Source organism: Leifsonia sp. 2TAF2, from assembly GCF_052115085.1.
Classification (GTDB): domain Bacteria; phylum Actinomycetota; class Actinomycetes; order Actinomycetales; family Microbacteriaceae; genus Leifsonia.
On sequence record NZ_JBFRFY010000002.1, the window covers coordinates 216,784 to 231,528 of the forward strand.

Annotated in this window: 15 protein-coding genes; 9 read left to right on the top strand and 6 right to left on the bottom strand. The window is 68.4% G+C overall.

Translation table 11 applies throughout. From position 1 onward, the window contains the following. Window positions 1-27 precede the first annotated feature (27 nt). From AB4Z18_RS13325 to AB4Z18_RS13340, 4 genes are read left to right on the top strand one after another with little or no spacing between them, the layout of a single operon-like run. Window positions 28-1,215: an ROK family protein gene (locus AB4Z18_RS13325; protein ID WP_441783216.1), complete on the top strand. Its 1,188-nt coding sequence runs from the start codon at window positions 28-30 to the stop codon at window positions 1,213-1,215. Further along, the gene (locus AB4Z18_RS13330; RefSeq protein WP_441783217.1) at window positions 1,212-2,120 is read left to right on the top strand and encodes a Gfo/Idh/MocA family protein; all 909 of its coding nucleotides are present in this window, start codon (window positions 1,212-1,214) and stop codon (window positions 2,118-2,120) included. The genes AB4Z18_RS13325 and AB4Z18_RS13330 overlap by 4 nt, the downstream gene beginning before the upstream one ends. 9 nt (window positions 2,121-2,129) lie before the next feature. Then, the gene (locus AB4Z18_RS13335; protein WP_441783218.1) at window positions 2,130-3,833 is read left to right on the top strand and encodes a glycoside hydrolase family 13 protein; all 1,704 of its coding nucleotides are present in this window, start codon (window positions 2,130-2,132) and stop codon (window positions 3,831-3,833) included. Window positions 3,834-3,874: 41 nt separating this feature from the next. After that, a complete protein-coding gene (locus AB4Z18_RS13340) occupies window positions 3,875-4,351 on the top strand; it encodes an SRPBCC family protein (protein WP_441783219.1) in 477 nt (158 codons plus the stop codon). Window positions 4,352-4,370: 19 nt separating this feature from the next. Here AB4Z18_RS13340 and AB4Z18_RS13345 read toward each other — a convergent pair whose 3' ends face one another. From AB4Z18_RS13345 to AB4Z18_RS13360, 4 genes are all read right to left on the bottom strand, one after another. After that, window positions 4,371-4,955 carry a TetR/AcrR family transcriptional regulator gene (locus AB4Z18_RS13345; RefSeq protein ID WP_441783220.1) on the bottom strand — a complete coding sequence of 195 codons (585 nt, stop codon included), beginning with the start codon at window positions 4,953-4,955 and terminating at the stop codon, window positions 4,371-4,373. 85 nt (window positions 4,956-5,040) lie between these two features. Further along, window positions 5,041-7,326, bottom strand: a complete 2,286-nt coding sequence (locus AB4Z18_RS13350; protein WP_441783221.1) for a transglycosylase domain-containing protein — start codon at window positions 7,324-7,326, stop codon at window positions 5,041-5,043. Between the two features lie 130 nt (window positions 7,327-7,456). Next, on the bottom strand, window positions 7,457-7,927 hold the full coding sequence (locus AB4Z18_RS13355; protein ID WP_441783222.1) for a MarR family winged helix-turn-helix transcriptional regulator: 471 nt from the start codon (window positions 7,925-7,927) through the stop codon (window positions 7,457-7,459). A 368-nt stretch (window positions 7,928-8,295) separates the two neighbouring features. Beyond that, window positions 8,296-9,045 carry an SDR family NAD(P)-dependent oxidoreductase gene (locus AB4Z18_RS13360; RefSeq protein ID WP_441783223.1) on the bottom strand — a complete coding sequence of 250 codons (750 nt, stop codon included), beginning with the start codon at window positions 9,043-9,045 and terminating at the stop codon, window positions 8,296-8,298. An 80-nt stretch (window positions 9,046-9,125) separates the two neighbouring features. On the opposite strand from AB4Z18_RS13360, the gene AB4Z18_RS13365 reads away from it, so the two are divergent. The 4 genes from AB4Z18_RS13365 to AB4Z18_RS13380 all read left to right on the top strand — a co-directional run bounded on the left by AB4Z18_RS13365 (window position 9,126) and on the right by AB4Z18_RS13380 (window position 12,346). After that, window positions 9,126-9,575, top strand: coding sequence for a MarR family winged helix-turn-helix transcriptional regulator (locus AB4Z18_RS13365; protein WP_441783224.1), 450 nt, complete (start codon window positions 9,126-9,128; stop codon window positions 9,573-9,575). Window positions 9,576-9,679: 104 nt separating this feature from the next. Continuing rightward, on the top strand, window positions 9,680-10,354 hold the full coding sequence (locus AB4Z18_RS13370; RefSeq protein WP_441783225.1) for a PadR family transcriptional regulator: 675 nt from the start codon (window positions 9,680-9,682) through the stop codon (window positions 10,352-10,354). A gap of 157 nt (window positions 10,355-10,511) precedes the next feature. Next, the gene (locus AB4Z18_RS13375) at window positions 10,512-11,525 is read left to right on the top strand and encodes an ATP-binding cassette domain-containing protein (RefSeq protein ID WP_441783226.1); all 1,014 of its coding nucleotides are present in this window, start codon (window positions 10,512-10,514) and stop codon (window positions 11,523-11,525) included. Further along, a complete protein-coding gene (locus AB4Z18_RS13380) occupies window positions 11,522-12,346 on the top strand; it encodes an ABC transporter permease (RefSeq protein ID WP_441783227.1) in 825 nt (274 codons plus the stop codon). The genes AB4Z18_RS13375 and AB4Z18_RS13380 overlap by 4 nt, the downstream gene beginning before the upstream one ends. Before the next feature lie 98 nt (window positions 12,347-12,444). Here the strand turns inward: AB4Z18_RS13380 and AB4Z18_RS13385 are convergent, their stop codons facing one another. Continuing rightward, on the bottom strand, window positions 12,445-13,197 hold the full coding sequence (locus tag AB4Z18_RS13385; RefSeq protein ID WP_441783228.1) for a winged helix-turn-helix domain-containing protein: 753 nt from the start codon (window positions 13,195-13,197) through the stop codon (window positions 12,445-12,447). 379 nt (window positions 13,198-13,576) lie between these two features. Then, window positions 13,577-14,209 (bottom strand): uracil phosphoribosyltransferase, encoded by a 633-nt coding sequence (gene upp / locus AB4Z18_RS13390; protein ID WP_441783229.1) that lies wholly within the window; start codon window positions 14,207-14,209, stop codon window positions 13,577-13,579. Window positions 14,210-14,271: 62 nt separating this feature from the next. Here upp and tadA point away from each other — a divergent pair, with 62 nt between their 5' ends. Further along, window positions 14,272-14,739 carry a tRNA adenosine(34) deaminase TadA gene (tadA, locus tag AB4Z18_RS13395; protein WP_441783230.1) on the top strand — a complete coding sequence of 156 codons (468 nt, stop codon included), beginning with the start codon at window positions 14,272-14,274 and terminating at the stop codon, window positions 14,737-14,739. Window positions 14,740-14,745 lie beyond the last annotated feature (6 nt).

The window sequence follows — 14,745 nt, forward strand, 5'->3', positions numbered from 1 at the left end:
AGCCCGCCGCCCGGAGGGGACGCCGCGATGACGAGCACGATCGAGGGGACGTCGGCGCTTGCCGGCCCCGGAACGCCGGGTGGCATCCTCGACCTCGTGCGTTCCGGCCGCTCCCGCTCGCGAGCCGACCTCGCTCGCAGTACCGGACTGTCCCCGTCCACCGTCTCCCAGCGGGTGGATGCGCTGATCTCGGCGGGCTACCTCCGCGAGGCCGGTGCCGGCGTCTCGCACGGCGGTCGCCGCCCGCGCGCGCTCGAAGTGGATGCGTCCACCGGAGTGGTGTGCGCCGCCGACCTCGGCTCGCACCACGCCACCTTCGGGCTCATCGATCTGAGCGGGCGCGTGCTCGCGTCCCGCACCGAGCCGATGGACATCGCCACCGGCCCAGCGGCCGTCCTCGGCTGGATCGCGGAGGTCGCCGCCGACCTGACGGAGGCGCACGCGCAGCCGGGCCAGACGCTCCGCGGCTTCGGCATCGGCCTTCCCGGCCCCGTGGACTCGACGACCGGTCGCATGGTGTCGCCCTCGCGCATGCCGGGCTGGAACGGCGTCGACGTCGCTGCCGAACTCACGGCGATCACCGGGCTGCCCGCTGCGACCGACAACGACGCCAACCTCATGGCGCTCGGCGAGTACGACACCCTCGGTGCCGACGTCGGCGAACTCGTCTTCGTCAAAGCCGGATCGAGCATCGGCTGCGGGATCGTCGCCTTCGGCGGCGTCTACCACGGCCACCACGGCATGGCCGGCGACATCAGCCACGTCACCGTTCCGGGCGCGCCCGCGGTGCTGTGCTCGTGTGGTCGCATCGGGTGCCTGGATGCGGTCGCCGGCGGTGCCGCGATCGTCCAGGCGCTCCGCTCCTCGGGCTTCGACATCTCCGACACCCGCGAGGTGCTGGCGCTCGCCCGGGATGCGCATCCCCGTGCCACGCAGGAGCTGCGGGAGGCGGGCCTGCGCACCGGCGCGGTCCTCGCGACCATCATGAACTTCTTCAACCCGCAGCGGCTCGTCCTCGGCGGCATCCTCGGCGAGGCTGAAGCGTTCGTCGCCGGAGTGCGGTCGGCGATCTACTCCGACTGCCTGCCGATGATCACCGACCAGCTGGACATCGCCGTGAGCGTCGCCAAGGAGCAGGCGGGCATCCGCGGCGCAGGCAGGCTCATCCTCGACTCGGTGTTCGACCCGTCGCGGGTCGACCTCGTCGTGCGATGACGCACGGGGTCGCCATCGTCGGCGCCGGGCGGATGGGGCAGGCGCACGCCTCGGCGTGGGCGGCCAACGGCGTCCCGGTGCTCTGGGCGGTGTCGCCGCGGCGCGAGCCTTCCCTGGTGGATGCGCCCGCGGCCCGCTGGGCCACGCGGATCCAAGAGGTGCTCGCCGATCCCGCCGTCACGATCGTCTCGATCTGCACGCCGACGCCGTCCCATGCCGAGCTCGCGATCCAGGCGCTGGAGGCGGGACGCAGCGTGCTGCTCGAGAAGCCGATCGCGCTGACCCTTGAGGACGCCGTGCGCGTCGAGGAAGCCGCATCCCGCGCCTCGGGGATCCTCCTGGTCGCACATGTCGTGCGGTTCTTCCCGGGCTACGCGGCGCTCGCCGAACGCGTCGCGGGCGGGTCGGTCGGGCGGCCGCGCGTTGTGCGCGCCTCGCGGATCTCGGCAGCGCCGGTCGGATACGACTGGCTGGCCGACGACGCCCGCTCCGGCGGGATGCTCGTCGACTTCGCCATCCACGACATCGACCAGGCGGCCGGCTACCTGGGCGACGCGGTGGCCGTGACCAGTGTGGCGCTCGACGGCGCCGGCTTCGGGTCGCCGGTCGCGACGACGATCGAGTACGCCGCGGGCGGGGTAGCCCAGCTGCTCAGCGTCTCCGACCTGCCCGAGGGTGAGCCCTTCCGAACCGGCTTCGAGGTGATCGGCGACACCGGAGTGGATGCGGCGTCGGCTGCGGCGGGGGAGGCATTCGCCGAGCAGGCGCGGTACCTGCTGGAGTGCATCGCATCCGGCACCGCACCCTCCCGTGCTCCTGTGTCCGCAGCGGTCGAGGCGCTGCGCGTCGCACTGGCGGCCCGCGAGTCGGTGCGCAGCGGACGACGGGTCCACATCGCCCGGTAGGGTGGGCGCGTGAGCGACAAGTGGTGGCAGTCGGCGGTCGTCTATCAGGTCTATCCGCGCAGCTTCGCGGACAGCGACGGTGACGGGATCGGTGACCTGCAGGGCATCATCCAGCACCTCGACTACCTGAAAGAGCTCGGCGTCGACGTCATCTGGCTGTCGCCGATCTACGCGTCGCCGCACGACGACAACGGCTACGACATCAGCGACTACCGCGCGATCGACCCGCTCTTCGGCACGTTCGACGACTTCGACGAGCTGCTCTCGGGAGTGCACGCGCGCGGGATGAAGCTGGTGATGGACCTCGTCGTCAACCACACCTCCGACGAGCATCCGTGGTTCATCGAGTCCGCATCCTCGACCGACAACCCGAAACGCGACTGGTACTGGTGGCGTCCCCCGCGCGACGGCCTGCAGCCGCGTGAGCACGGAGCCGAGCCGAACAACTGGGGGTCGGCTTTCTCCGGCCCCGCCTGGCAGCTCGACCCGCAGACCGGCGAGTACTATCTGCACCTGTTCTCGCGGAAGCAGCCGGACCTCAACTGGGAGAACCCGGAGGTGCGCGACGCCGTCTACGAGATGATGAACTGGTGGCTCGACCGCGGCGTCGACGGCTTCCGGATGGATGTGATCAACTTCATCTCCAAGGTCACCGACCTGCCGGACGGCGTGATCCCGCCGGGCGGCCTGTACGGCGACACCTTCCCGCTCGTCTCGCGCGGCCCGCGCATCCACGAGTTCATCCACGAGATGCACCAGCGGGTGTTCGCCGGTCGCGGCGACCGCTACCTCACCGTCGGCGAGATGCCGGGGGTCGACATCGAGCAGGCCCAGCGGTTCACGGACCCGCGCAACCGTGAGCTCGACATGGTGTTCCAGTTCGAGCACGTCGACCTGGACCACGGCCCAGGCGGCAAGTGGGACTACCGCCCGGTCACCGTGCTCGACCTCAAGCGCAACCTGTCCAAATGGCAGGAGGGCCTGAGCGAGGTCGGCTGGAACAGCCTGTACTGGAACAATCACGACCAGCCCCGCGTCGTCAGCCGGTTCGGCGACGACGGCGAGCACCGCATCCCCTCGGCGAAGGCGCTCGGCACCGTGCTGCACCTGATGCGCGGGACGCCCTACGTGTACCAGGGCGAGGAGCTCGGGATGACGAACGTGCCGTTCGCGTCCATCGACGACTACCGAGACATCGAGTCGCTCAATCACTACGCCGAGGCGGTCGACATCCTCGGAGAGCCCGCGGAGAAGGTGCTCGCGGCGCTCCGCCGGACCAGCCGCGACAACGCGCGAACGCCGATGCAGTGGACGTCCGGAGTGCATGCCGGGTTCACCACCGGGACCCCATGGATCACGCTCAACCCGAACGCCGCCGAGATCAACGCCGAAGCGGAGGTCGCCGATGACGACTCGGTCTTCGCGCACTACCGTGCCCTCATCGACCTGCGCCACCGGTCGGAGGTCGTGGCGACCGGTGACTACACACTGGTGCTGGCCGAGCATCCCCAGGTCTTCGCCTACACGCGCAGCGCCGGCGAGGAGTCGCTCCTCGTCCTCGCGAATCTGAGCGGGTCGACCGCCACTTTCGACCCCGCAGACCTCCCTGGCTGGGCGGGCGCCACGCTCGTGCTCGCCAACCTCGACGGCGCGACCGCCGCGGCATCCGGGATCCTGCGGCCCTGGGAGGCGGTCGTCTACTCCCGCGACTGAGCCGAAACGCCGTCTTGTGCGCGGAGCCCGTGGGGTGTGGGATGGGCGACACGATACGGGAGGCGACGATGGGCAACTATGTGGCGCGGGCGGAGATCGACATCGCGGCGCCCCGGCGCACCGTGTGGGAGGTGCTCACCAGCAACGGGTCGCATCCGGAAATCCTGTTCGGCGCCGAGCTGGTCTCCGACTGGCGCCTCGGGTCGGCGGTGATCTGGCGCGGGGAATGGCAGGGCAAGCAGTTCGAAGATCACGGTCGCGTGATCGAACTGGACGACCGTCAGGAGCCGTGGCGCATCGCCCTCACCCACTTCAGTCCCCTCAGCGGGCAGCCCGACGTACCCGAGAACTACCACACGCTGCGCTACGAGTTGGATGAGATCCCGGGCGGCACACGCGTCACCCTCGATCAGGACAACAACCCGACGCGGGAGGCGGCGGAGCACTCCCGGGCCAACTGGGTCCAGATGCTCGAGGGCGTGAAGACGGTGGCCGAGCGCGACCGCGAGCTGCGGTAGCGGGTCGGTCGGTAAGCGGTCAGTCGCCGAACGCTTCGCGCAGGAACGCGCCGAGGAAGACGTCGAAGGCTTGCACCGTCGCGGTCCGGTCGCCGGTCATCAGGAATCCGAAGTGGAGACCGGCCGCCGAGTCGACCAGCCAGTGGGCGAGCACTCCGGCGCGGCGGGACTCGACGCCCTGCTTCTTGAGCCACGACTTGACCGTGTCGCGCCACTGCGTGAACGCGGTGGTGACGCGCTTGCCGATATCCGGGTCAATCGGTTCGAGGGCGCCCGCTTCGAACTGGAGGCGCAGGCCGGTGCGGTTGTTCTCGCGGAGGGAGTGCCGGAAGGCCTCTTTGTACCAGTCGCGGAACTGCTCGCGGTCGAAGGCCGTCACATCGATGCCGGCCAGGGAGTCGGACTGCTGACGGACGCCCTCTTCGAGGATGGCGTCGATCATCTCCTGACGCGACCCGAAGTGGTAGACGAAGGAGTAGGTGCTCACGCCCAGCGCGCTCGCGAGAGAACGGAAGGTCATGCGTGAGAGCGGCTCGGTCGCGACGTGGTCCATGATGCGGCCGAGGAGCTCCGGCTTTCGGTTCGGATCTGGAGTGCGTCCCACGGCATAACACTAGTCCGAATATCGGTCCAGATGGATAGACACTTATGGCGCCATGACCTAATGGTTTCGGGCCCTGTCGCGAACGTCAGGGCTTCTTGGGATTGCCCGGACCGCCGTTTCCGTTCCCGTTTCCGTTTCCGTTTCCCGCACCCGCTCCTGGCGCCGGGGCGGCCGGCGCACCGGGTTTCGGCGCGGCAGGCTTCGGCGCGGGAGGCGCTGTGGTGAACTTGCCGCTCGGTGACGGGAATGCGCCGCCTCCGTACGCCGCGTCGAGCGAGGTGATGATGCGTTTCGCGATCGCGAACTTGACGTTGCCGCCGCCGATGCCCTGGAAGCTCTGACTGCGCAGGGCCACGCCTCCCTGGACGTTGCCGACCCAAGTGGCCTGGGCCACCTTCGTCGTGGAGGTGACAAGCCAGTTCTCGACCGAGTTGTCGGTCGTTCCGGTCTTGCCGAAGATGGGGATGCCGTCACCGGGGTTGGCGGAGGCCGCCGTCCCTCCACCGCGGAGCACGCCCTGCAGGGCGAAGATCGCCGCCGCCGCGACCTGGGGGTCGATCGGTGTCGTCGAGCACTGCGTCTTGGGGACGGCGCGCGCAGCGCCGTTCGCGTCCACGATCTTGTCGATCGCGATCGGGCTGCACGCGACACCGTTGTTCGCAATCCCGGCATAGGCGGTCGCCATCGTGATCGGGGCGATGTAGTTGGTGCCGAGCACCGAGGACGGGTTCGCCATGAACGGGTTGGCCGCTTCGTCGGCGCCGTGCACGAGCAGGTCTTTCGCGCGCTGCTTGATACCGCAGAGGTCGAGCTGCGTCGCCATCTTGGCGAAGATCGAATTGATCGATTGGGCGGTGGCGTTCATGACCGTCGTCGCCGTCACGGATTCGCCCTCGTCGTTGGAGACCGGCCAGGGAGCACCGCCGATGTCATTGCACGGGTCGCTGGCATGGAAGAGCGTCTGCGGGAAGAGGTGCTGCGTCCCGCTCACCGTCTGGTAGAGCGAGTGGCCCTCCTGAAGCCACTCCAGGAGATCGAACGCCTTGTACGCCGACCCGGTCTGGAAGCCCTCCGACCCGCCGTAGTCGTAGTCGGTGTTGTAGTTCACCGCTGTCGTGGCCGGCGCCGGATCGGCCGTGTTGTCGTACGGTCTGTTCTGCACCATCGTCACGACGCGGCCGGTGCCAACCTCGACGGAGACGTTCGACGACCCGATGTCGAGGTTGGGGTGAGCCGGCGGGATGTACGCGCTCACCGCTGCCTGCGCTTGGTTCTGCAGGTCGAGGTTGAGCGTGGTGTAGATCTTCAGGCCGCCGCGGGTGAGGAAGTTCGAGCGGTCGTCCTCGGTCTTTCCGAAGATGCCGTCCTGCTCGATGATCCGCTCGACGTAATCACAGAAGAACGCTGCGTTGTACTGCTGGGCCGTCATGCAGCCGTTCTGGGTGGGCGTGATCTTCGGCTCAACCTTGGTGGCGCGGGCCGCAGCGTGCTCCTCCGGGGTGATCTTGCCGTTGGCGAGCATCCGGTCGAGCACGTAATTGCGCCGGTCGAGCGTCTCCTTGTACCCGTTCGCTGCGCCGTTCTCCTTGCTGGCCGGCCGGTCGATGCGCAGGTTGTCGGGGTTGTTGAGGATGGCGATCAGGGTCGCCGCCTGCTGTACATTCACATCCTTCGCCGCCACGCCGAAGTAGTACTCCGCGGCCGACTGCACGCCATAGACGCGGCCGCCGAAGAGCGCGATGTTCAGGTAGCTCTGCAGGATGTCGTTCTTCGAGTACTCCTTCTCGAGCCCGATGGCGTAGCGCATCTCCTTGAGCTTGCGGGAGGGGTCGACCTTCGTCGCGTCGTCGTAGCAGGTCTCATACGCGGCGAGCTGCTTCTTCTGCACCGCCGCCGCCGCGGTCGGGTCGGGCTGCTTGTTCTCGCACCGCTGCACGAGGATGTTCTTGACGTACTGCTGGGTGATCGACGAGCCGCCCTGGACCGACTTGTGCAGCGCGGTCAGTACGGCTCCGCGCAGGGTGCCGCTCACATCCACGCCGCCGTGCTCGTAGAACCGGGGGTCCTCCGTGGCGATCGCAGCGTCCTTGAGGTTCTGGGAGATGCCGTCCCAGCCGACTTCGATGCGGTTCTGGGAGTAGAAGGTCGCGATCGGCACCTGCTGCCCGTTGCTGAGGGCGTACATCGTGGAGGCCTGGGCGAGCGGCTCGACTTTGATGTACTCGGGGAGGCCGTCGAAGACGCTGATGGTCGAATCTGCCGCGCTGCCCGTCAGGGCCACAGCCGGCGTCACGGCCGCGGCTGCCAGCACGCCGGCCAGCCCGCTCAGTGCCACGAAGCCGACCAAGGCAGGCGCCCATCCCCATCTCATGCGTCTTCTCCCTCGCCGAGTAATCATTCGTCCGTGGCGGCAATGATACGCGGCCGGTGTGACGGCCCCGGGACGTCGACGCTCAGCTTGTGGGGTGAGCGAAGACCCGCTGGGCCTGTGGACAGAAAGGTCAGGATGCGTCCCGCAGCTTGTCGCAGAGCCGCACCAGGGTTTCCAGTTCTTCCGGGGTCAGCCGGCCGCCCACGCGATCTGTGATGGTTCTCATGTGATCTACCGCTACACGCCGGAACATGTCGAAGCCGGTGTCCGTGAGACGGATCACCGTGCCGCGGGCATCCGATGGCTCCGGGCACTTGGCGACGAGGCCGCGCGCGACGAGGCGATCGATCAGCCGGCTCACACTGGGCTGGGTCAGCAGCACGTGCTTGTTGAGGTCGCGCAGCCGCAACTCGCGGTTCGGCTGCCGAGAGAGATTGAACAGCACGTCGTACTCGTTGAACGAGATGTCTCTCGTCGGGAACTCCGCAGCCAGCGTCCGCATCACCGCGACCTGGGCCCGGAAGAGCGACTCCCAGGCGGTCACGGCGCTGACGCGCGCACGCTTCGTGGGTGTTGACGCCGCTGCCGCGCTCTCCGTCATGACCCGTCCTCCCTCAGCGAGCTCAATGCATTCGCATCTTCTCATCATGCGCGAGAGGCGGGCATCCGTGCCAGCACGGGCGGAGTCGGAGGTGATCGGAAGCGGCTCCCGGGGAAAAGATCGAGGGCCGACCGCAGAGGCTAGCGGCCGGCCCTCTCCCTTGCACCAAGAGTGTCCTGCAATCACATTCCGCGATGGCTGCCACAGCAAACAACCATTGCTCTTGAACTATATAACGAAGAGGTAACGGCATCTAGTTATCAAGTCGTTATTTTTTCTGCGAATTCGCTATGCGCAGGTTTTCGGTTCGCCGGGCCGAAGTCGGTGCACCTCCAGTGGATTCGCGCGGACGGTGCCGGCTCCTGTTTTCAGGAGACGGGGGCAGGGGCGTGCCGGTCGAGGAAGGCTTGCGCTTCGGCGCTCGTTCCGAGCGGGATGGTGCCGCCTGCGACGTCCGCGGTGAGCGACGACGCGACGACGACGGCGCCGACCTCCTCGGCAGATACCCAGTCAGGCTGACCCTCCACGAACCGGGTTCGCACGGGTCCGAGCATCATCGCGTGGATGCGCTTGGACGGTTCTTCCGCCGCGAGGACGCGCTGCATCATGAGCACCGCCGCCTGCTCCATGCTGACGAGCCCGCTGCCTGGGACAGGGAACTCGGCCGACTGGCCGACGATCACCGCATAGACACCGACCCCGCTCAGCTGCGGAACGACGGCCCGCGCGAGCGCCATGTGCGTCGTGGCGAGAGACGTGAACGCCGTCGACCAGTCCTCCTCGGTGATCCCGGTGAGCGGTCCGCCCTGCCACCAGCCCCCGACCGGCACCACCACGTCGTCGATGCCGCCCAGGCGTCGGGTCATCTCGCCGGCGAGTGCATCCGCGCCGGCGAAGGACGTGTAGTCGTGGGTCGGCAGGTGCAGGAGCGGGGAGTCGCCGATCGGGCCGAGCGCGGCGCGAAGCTCGGCGCCGCGCTCGTCGGAGCGCGTGGGCACGACGACGTCTGCGCCGGCGTGAAGGTAGGCGCGGACGACGCCTTCCCCGACGCCGCCGGTTCCGCCGGGGACGAGGACACGACGCCCTCTGAGGGGGTGGGTGGGGATGATGGTGGACATGTAAACTCCTTGGTCGAGCCAATGTTGGTTCTACCAACAATACATTATTCGTTGGTTAAGCCAACTGTTACCCTGAAGCTATGACAGAAGGCACGCGTCCGCCCGCCGCACTCCGCCACCTGGTCAGCTGGCAGGCCGGCCGGGTCGCGACGATCGGGGCGCGCCTGACCGCGCAGCACATGCCTCTCGAGGGGAGGTCGGACTTCGCCGTGCTGGCAAGCCTCGAGGAGAGCGGATCGCTCAGCCAGGCCGACCTGGGACGCTTGCTGGGGCTCGACCGCAACAACGTGAACGGCATCGTCGTGCGGCTCGAGGCGGATGCCCTGGTCGCCCGGGAGGCGGACCCCGCCGACCGGCGTCGGAATGTCGTGACCGTCACGCCGGCGGGTCGTGCGCGGCTCGCGGAACTCCAAGAGCACGCCGATGCCGTCCAGGGCGAGTTGCTCGCGGGTCTGGAGCGTGCCGAGCGTGCGCAACTCGTCCATCTGCTCGACAAAGTCCTGGCGACCCACCCGGCCCTGCCTGCCTGAGCTGGGGCGGCCCTGGCAGCGAGGCACATCTGTAGTGGACGCAATACTCTGAATGGAGTACTCTGCTCAGAGTAGTCGATCATCAGGGACAGACGGGAGTGGCCATGGCAAAACGTGCGGTCTCGAACCCGCTGGCGCTCGCGGTGCTGGCCTGCCTCTGGGAGCGACCGATGTACCCGTACGAGATGACGACGACGATGCGGGACCGCGGCAAGGAGGACAGCATCCGGCTGAACTTCGGCTCGCTCTACGCGGTCATCAAGTCTCTGCAGAAGAACGGCTTCATCGAGGTCGCCCAGACGGAGCGCGAAGGCAATCGGCCGGAACGCGTCGTGTACACGATCACCCCCGCCGGGCGGCGCGAGGCCGAGGAATGGCTCCGCGAACTGATCGAGGTGCCGGTGAAGGAGTACCCGGCGATCGAGACGGGCCTCTCGCTCCTCCCGATGCTGCCGCCCGACGTCGCCGCAGGCCTGCTCGAGAGCAGGCGCGACCGGATCGACGACGACCTTGCCGCGCGCAGAGAGCTGCAAGCGCAGGCGGCCGGGCTGCCGGAACTGTTCATGGTCGAGTTCCACTACCGCGTGGCGGTGCTCGAAGCGGAGCGTGCCTTCGTCGCCGACCTGGCCTCCCGCATCCGGGACCACTCGATCGGTGGCTACGACTCGTGGGAGCAGCTGCATCAGCTGCTGGCCGACGGAATCGGTATGGAGGAGCTGAGCGCGCGCATCGCCGCCGGTGCCTTCGGGGAGGAGGCGGCCGACCTGTACCGAACATGAACGATGGCCGATCATGAACGATGGCCGGAGAGCGGCAACTCTCCGGCCATCCACACCTTCAGTCGTTCCGTCAAGGAACCTGCGTCAACAGTCACCGAGGGCTTCTTCAAGGATACCCGCGCCGGTGGCTGACCGAATGAGAAAGAGAGAAGCCACCATGGCAACCGCAACATCTCCGGCGCTCGCCGCCGACCACCTCGTGAAGACATACAGCGGCGGGAGGGGCAAGCCGCCCATCCGCGCCGTCGACGACCTCGGATTCGAGGCCCAGGCGGGCACTGTCTTCGGGCTGCTCGGCCCGAACGGAGCCGGCAAGTCCACCACCATGAAACTCCTGTCCACGCTGACCCGCGCGGACTCCGGTACCGCCTTCGTCGCCGGGATCGACGTGACCCGGCACCCGGCTCGTGTGCGGAGGGCCATCGGGTTCGTCGCGCAGAAGCCCGTGTCCGATCCCACTGACACCGGCGTCGAGAACCTGGTGCTCGCCGGCCGCCTCCAGGGGATGTCCGGCCGGGATTCCGCCGCTCGCGCGCGGGAGCTGCTCGACCGCTTCGGGCTCACCCAGCACGCGCGCCGCCAGGTGAAGACGTATTCCGGCGGCATGGCCCGCAAGCTGGATGTCGCGATCGGCCTCATGCACCGGCCGGAGGTGCTCTTCCTCGACGAGCCGACGACCGGGCTCGACCCGGAGGCGCGCACCGAGCTCTGGCTGGAGCTGGAACGGATGACCACGGCCGAGAACCTGACCGTGCTGCTCACCACGCACTACCTCGACGAGGCCGACCGTCTCGCGGACCGGCTTGCGATCGTCGATCACGGTCGTGTCGTCGCCGGCGGGACGCCCGAGGAGCTGAAGAACGACCTCCGCGGCGACGCCGTCATCGTCGAGCTGGGGCCGGACGCGGATCCGTTCGCCGGCCTCGCTGCCCTCCAGCGAGTGGATGCGCTGCGCGAGATCGGCGGGGACGGGCGCACACTGCGTGCCCGCGCCGACAGCGGTGCGGCCACGCTTCCGCTCGCGCTCGCCGCCCTGGACGCCGCCGGCATCCGGGTCGCCTCCGCCACGGTCGCCCGGCCGAGCCTGGACGACGTCTACCTGCGGCACACCGGCCGCACCTTCACGCGGGCGCAGGAGTCCGCCGAGTTCGTCCTGGAGAACGCATCATGACCACGACCGCACTGACCGCACCCCGGCGCCGCACGAGCGGCCCGACCTTCCTCACGCACACGCTGCTCCTGACCGGGCGTCAGCTGCGCGCGGCCTGGCGCATGCCGGTCTTCCTGGTGATGAACCTGGTTCAACCGGTGATCTGGCTGCTGCTGTTCGGCGAGCTGTTCAAGTCGGTGATCAACATCCCCGGCTTCGGCGGGGCCGGGCAGACGTACCTCGAGTACCTGACGCCCGGCGTCGTGATGATGCTCGCCCTCTTCGGCAGCGCGTGGTCCGGGACCGTCTACATCCAGGACATGGACCGCGGCGTGATGGACCGGTTCCTCACCTCGCCGACGAATCGCGCATCCATGATCGTGTCGACGCTCGTGTACCAGTCGATCCTCGCCGTTGTGCAGTCGCTCGTCGTCGTGGGGATCGCGTTCTGGGCCGGGGCCCGGTTCGAGGGCGGGCCGGTCGGCATCCTGCTGTTGCTCCTCGGCGTCGTGTTACTGACCGCGGTGTTCTGCTCGCTGTCCAACGCGGTCGCACTGCTCGCGCGTGAGCAGACGGCGCTGATCGGGATCTCGCAGCTGATCACGTTGCCGCTGATGTTCCTCAGCTCGGCGATCATGAACACGAAGCTGTCGCCGGAGTGGGTGCAGAACGTGTCGGCGTACAACCCGTTCGAGTGGGCGGTGATCGTCGGTCGCGAGGCGCTCAGCGCGCATCCCGACTGGGCGACGCTCTGGGCCCACGCCGGTCTGCTCGCAGCCCTCGCGGTCGTCATGGCCGCGTGGGCGACCAGCGCCTTCCGCGTCTACCAGCGCTCCGCCTGACGCAAGACCCAAGCCAACAGCTCCGGAGTTTTTCGGTCTGATTCAGCCGAATCGGTCGAAAAACTCCGGAGCTGTTGGTGCGTGCGTGGGGGACGGGTTCAGAAGAGGTCGGGGGAGGGGGCGCTCGCGTAGCGGATGGAGACGTCGGCGTGGCGGTCGAAGCGGTAGCCGACGCCGCGCACGGTCCGCACGATGTCCTCGTAGCGGCCGAGCTTCGCCCGCAGCCGGCGGACGTGCACGTCGATCGTCCGCTCGTTCGGGATCTCGTCCTCGTCGGCCGCGCTCCACAGCGAGCTGATCAGCTCCGAGCGCTCGATCGTGCGCCCCTCGCGCAGCACCAGGTACTGCAGCAGCTCGAACTCCTTGTAGGTGAGCGCGACGGTCTGGTTGTCGAGCACGAGGCGCTTGCGGGAGATATCCACGACCACGCCGGAGGCGGCACGGTCCTCGTCCTCATCCACGGTGACCGCGTGCCGGTGCTTGGCGATCGCGGCCGGGTCCTGCAGCGCGAGGCGGACCACATCCACATCGCGTCCGCCGGCGCCGGCCGGGGCAAGTGCGACCGCGGCGTAGGTCTCGGCCGAGGGTGCGATCTCGGCGGTGAGGCGCTTCAGCGCCTCGACGATGCGGCCGAGGTCGGTGCCCGCCTCTGCGGCCTTCGCCTCGTCGATGCCGACGTAGAGGACGAAGCCTCGCGCCTCGGTCCCCTCGGGGACGGCGCGGATGCGGGGTGCCGACTCGGCGGCTGCCGGTGCCGGGGCCGCCTCTGCGGGGGCGGCGGCACGGATGGGGCTGACGGGCGAAACGGCGGAAGTGCGGGGGAAGGCGGTGTCGATGGTGGCCAGAGACATGGGAATCGAGTCCTTAGTGATGATGTTCCGCATCCCTGTGCTGAAGCCTCCGCGGGTACGGCGGAGGTGCGGGATTCTGCGGGAAGTGTTGTGTTGTGCCCCTAGAGAGCGGGCCTGGTGCGCGGGAGCGTGAGTGTGGCGCTCCCGGGGAGCGTGCGCCCGATCACGACGGGATACGTCGGAGGGCTGCTGCTCGGCGAAGGGTCGTCAGATCAGCGACACATTCGGCAACACATGACGGAGTCGCGGCCGGCCATCATCATGCCGGCATCCCCAAGGGCCTCGAAGGAGGTCAGGGTACGCGAATTGTCAGTCATGGAGGAAAGTAAAACCGACGATGACTCGACGTGTCAAATCATTACGTAATATTGCGAGGCTCCTAGACCGTGCCGTAGAGGCGGTCGCCGGCGTCTCCGAGGCCCGGGACGATGTAGCCGTTCTCATTCAGGCGCTCGTCCAAGGAGCCCAGAACGATGGTGACGTTGCGGCCCTCGGTCGCCTTCTCGAGCGCCTCCAGGCCCTCGGGCGCTGCGAGGAGGCAGATGGCGGTCACGTCCACTGCGTTGCGTGCGAACAGGAACTCGATCGCGGCGCCGAGCGAACCGCCGGTCGCCAGCATGGGGTCAAGGACGAAGCACTGCCGGTCGGAGAGGTCCATCGGCAGCCGTTCGGCGTAGGTGGTCGGCTCGAGCGTCTCCTCGTTGCGCACCATCCCCAAGAACCCGACCTCGGCGGTGGGCATGAGCCGCACCATCCCCTCGAGCATCCCGAGGCCCGCACGCAGGATGGGCACGACCAGCGGGCGCGGCTCACTCAGCGCGACACCCGTCGTCGTGGTCACCGGCGTCTCGATCTCGACCGGCTCGACCCGCACGCCCCGCGTCGCCTCGTAGGCGAGCAGCGTCACGAGCTCTTCCGTCAGCTGGCGGAACACCGGCGACGGGGTGCGCTTGTCGCGGAGCACCGTCAGCTTGTGGGTGATGAGTGGGTGGTCCGCAACGTGCACTCGCATAGGCTCAAGGCTAGCCGAACATCCTCGGCCGTAACCCCGACCCAGCCCCGGAGGACCGCCCCGTGAGCCTGCCCGTGCCCGCCGCCTACGAGCAGTGGATGCGCCGCGCGCTCGAGGACGCCCGGCTCGCCTTCGACACCGGCGACGTGCCGGTCGCGGCGGTGGTCATCGACGAGCAGGGAGAGGTCATCGGGCGCGGCCGCAACGAGCGAGAGCTACGCCACGACCCCACTGCACACGCTGAGGTGCTCGCGCTCCGGGATGCCGCCGCCACCCGCGACGATTGGCACCTGGAGGGCTGCACGCTGGTCGTCACACTGGAGCCCTGCGTGATGTGCGCCGGGGCGGTGCTCGCGGCGCGCATCCCGACGGTCGTGTTCGGTGCGTGGGATGAGAAGGCCGGCGCCGGCGGGTCGGTCTACGACGTCCTCCGCGACCGGCGGCTCAACCACACGGTCGAGGTGTTCGCAGGGGTGCTCGCGGAGGAGTGCGGCGAGGTGCTGCTCGACTTCTTCCGCGCCAAGCGCTGAGACGTC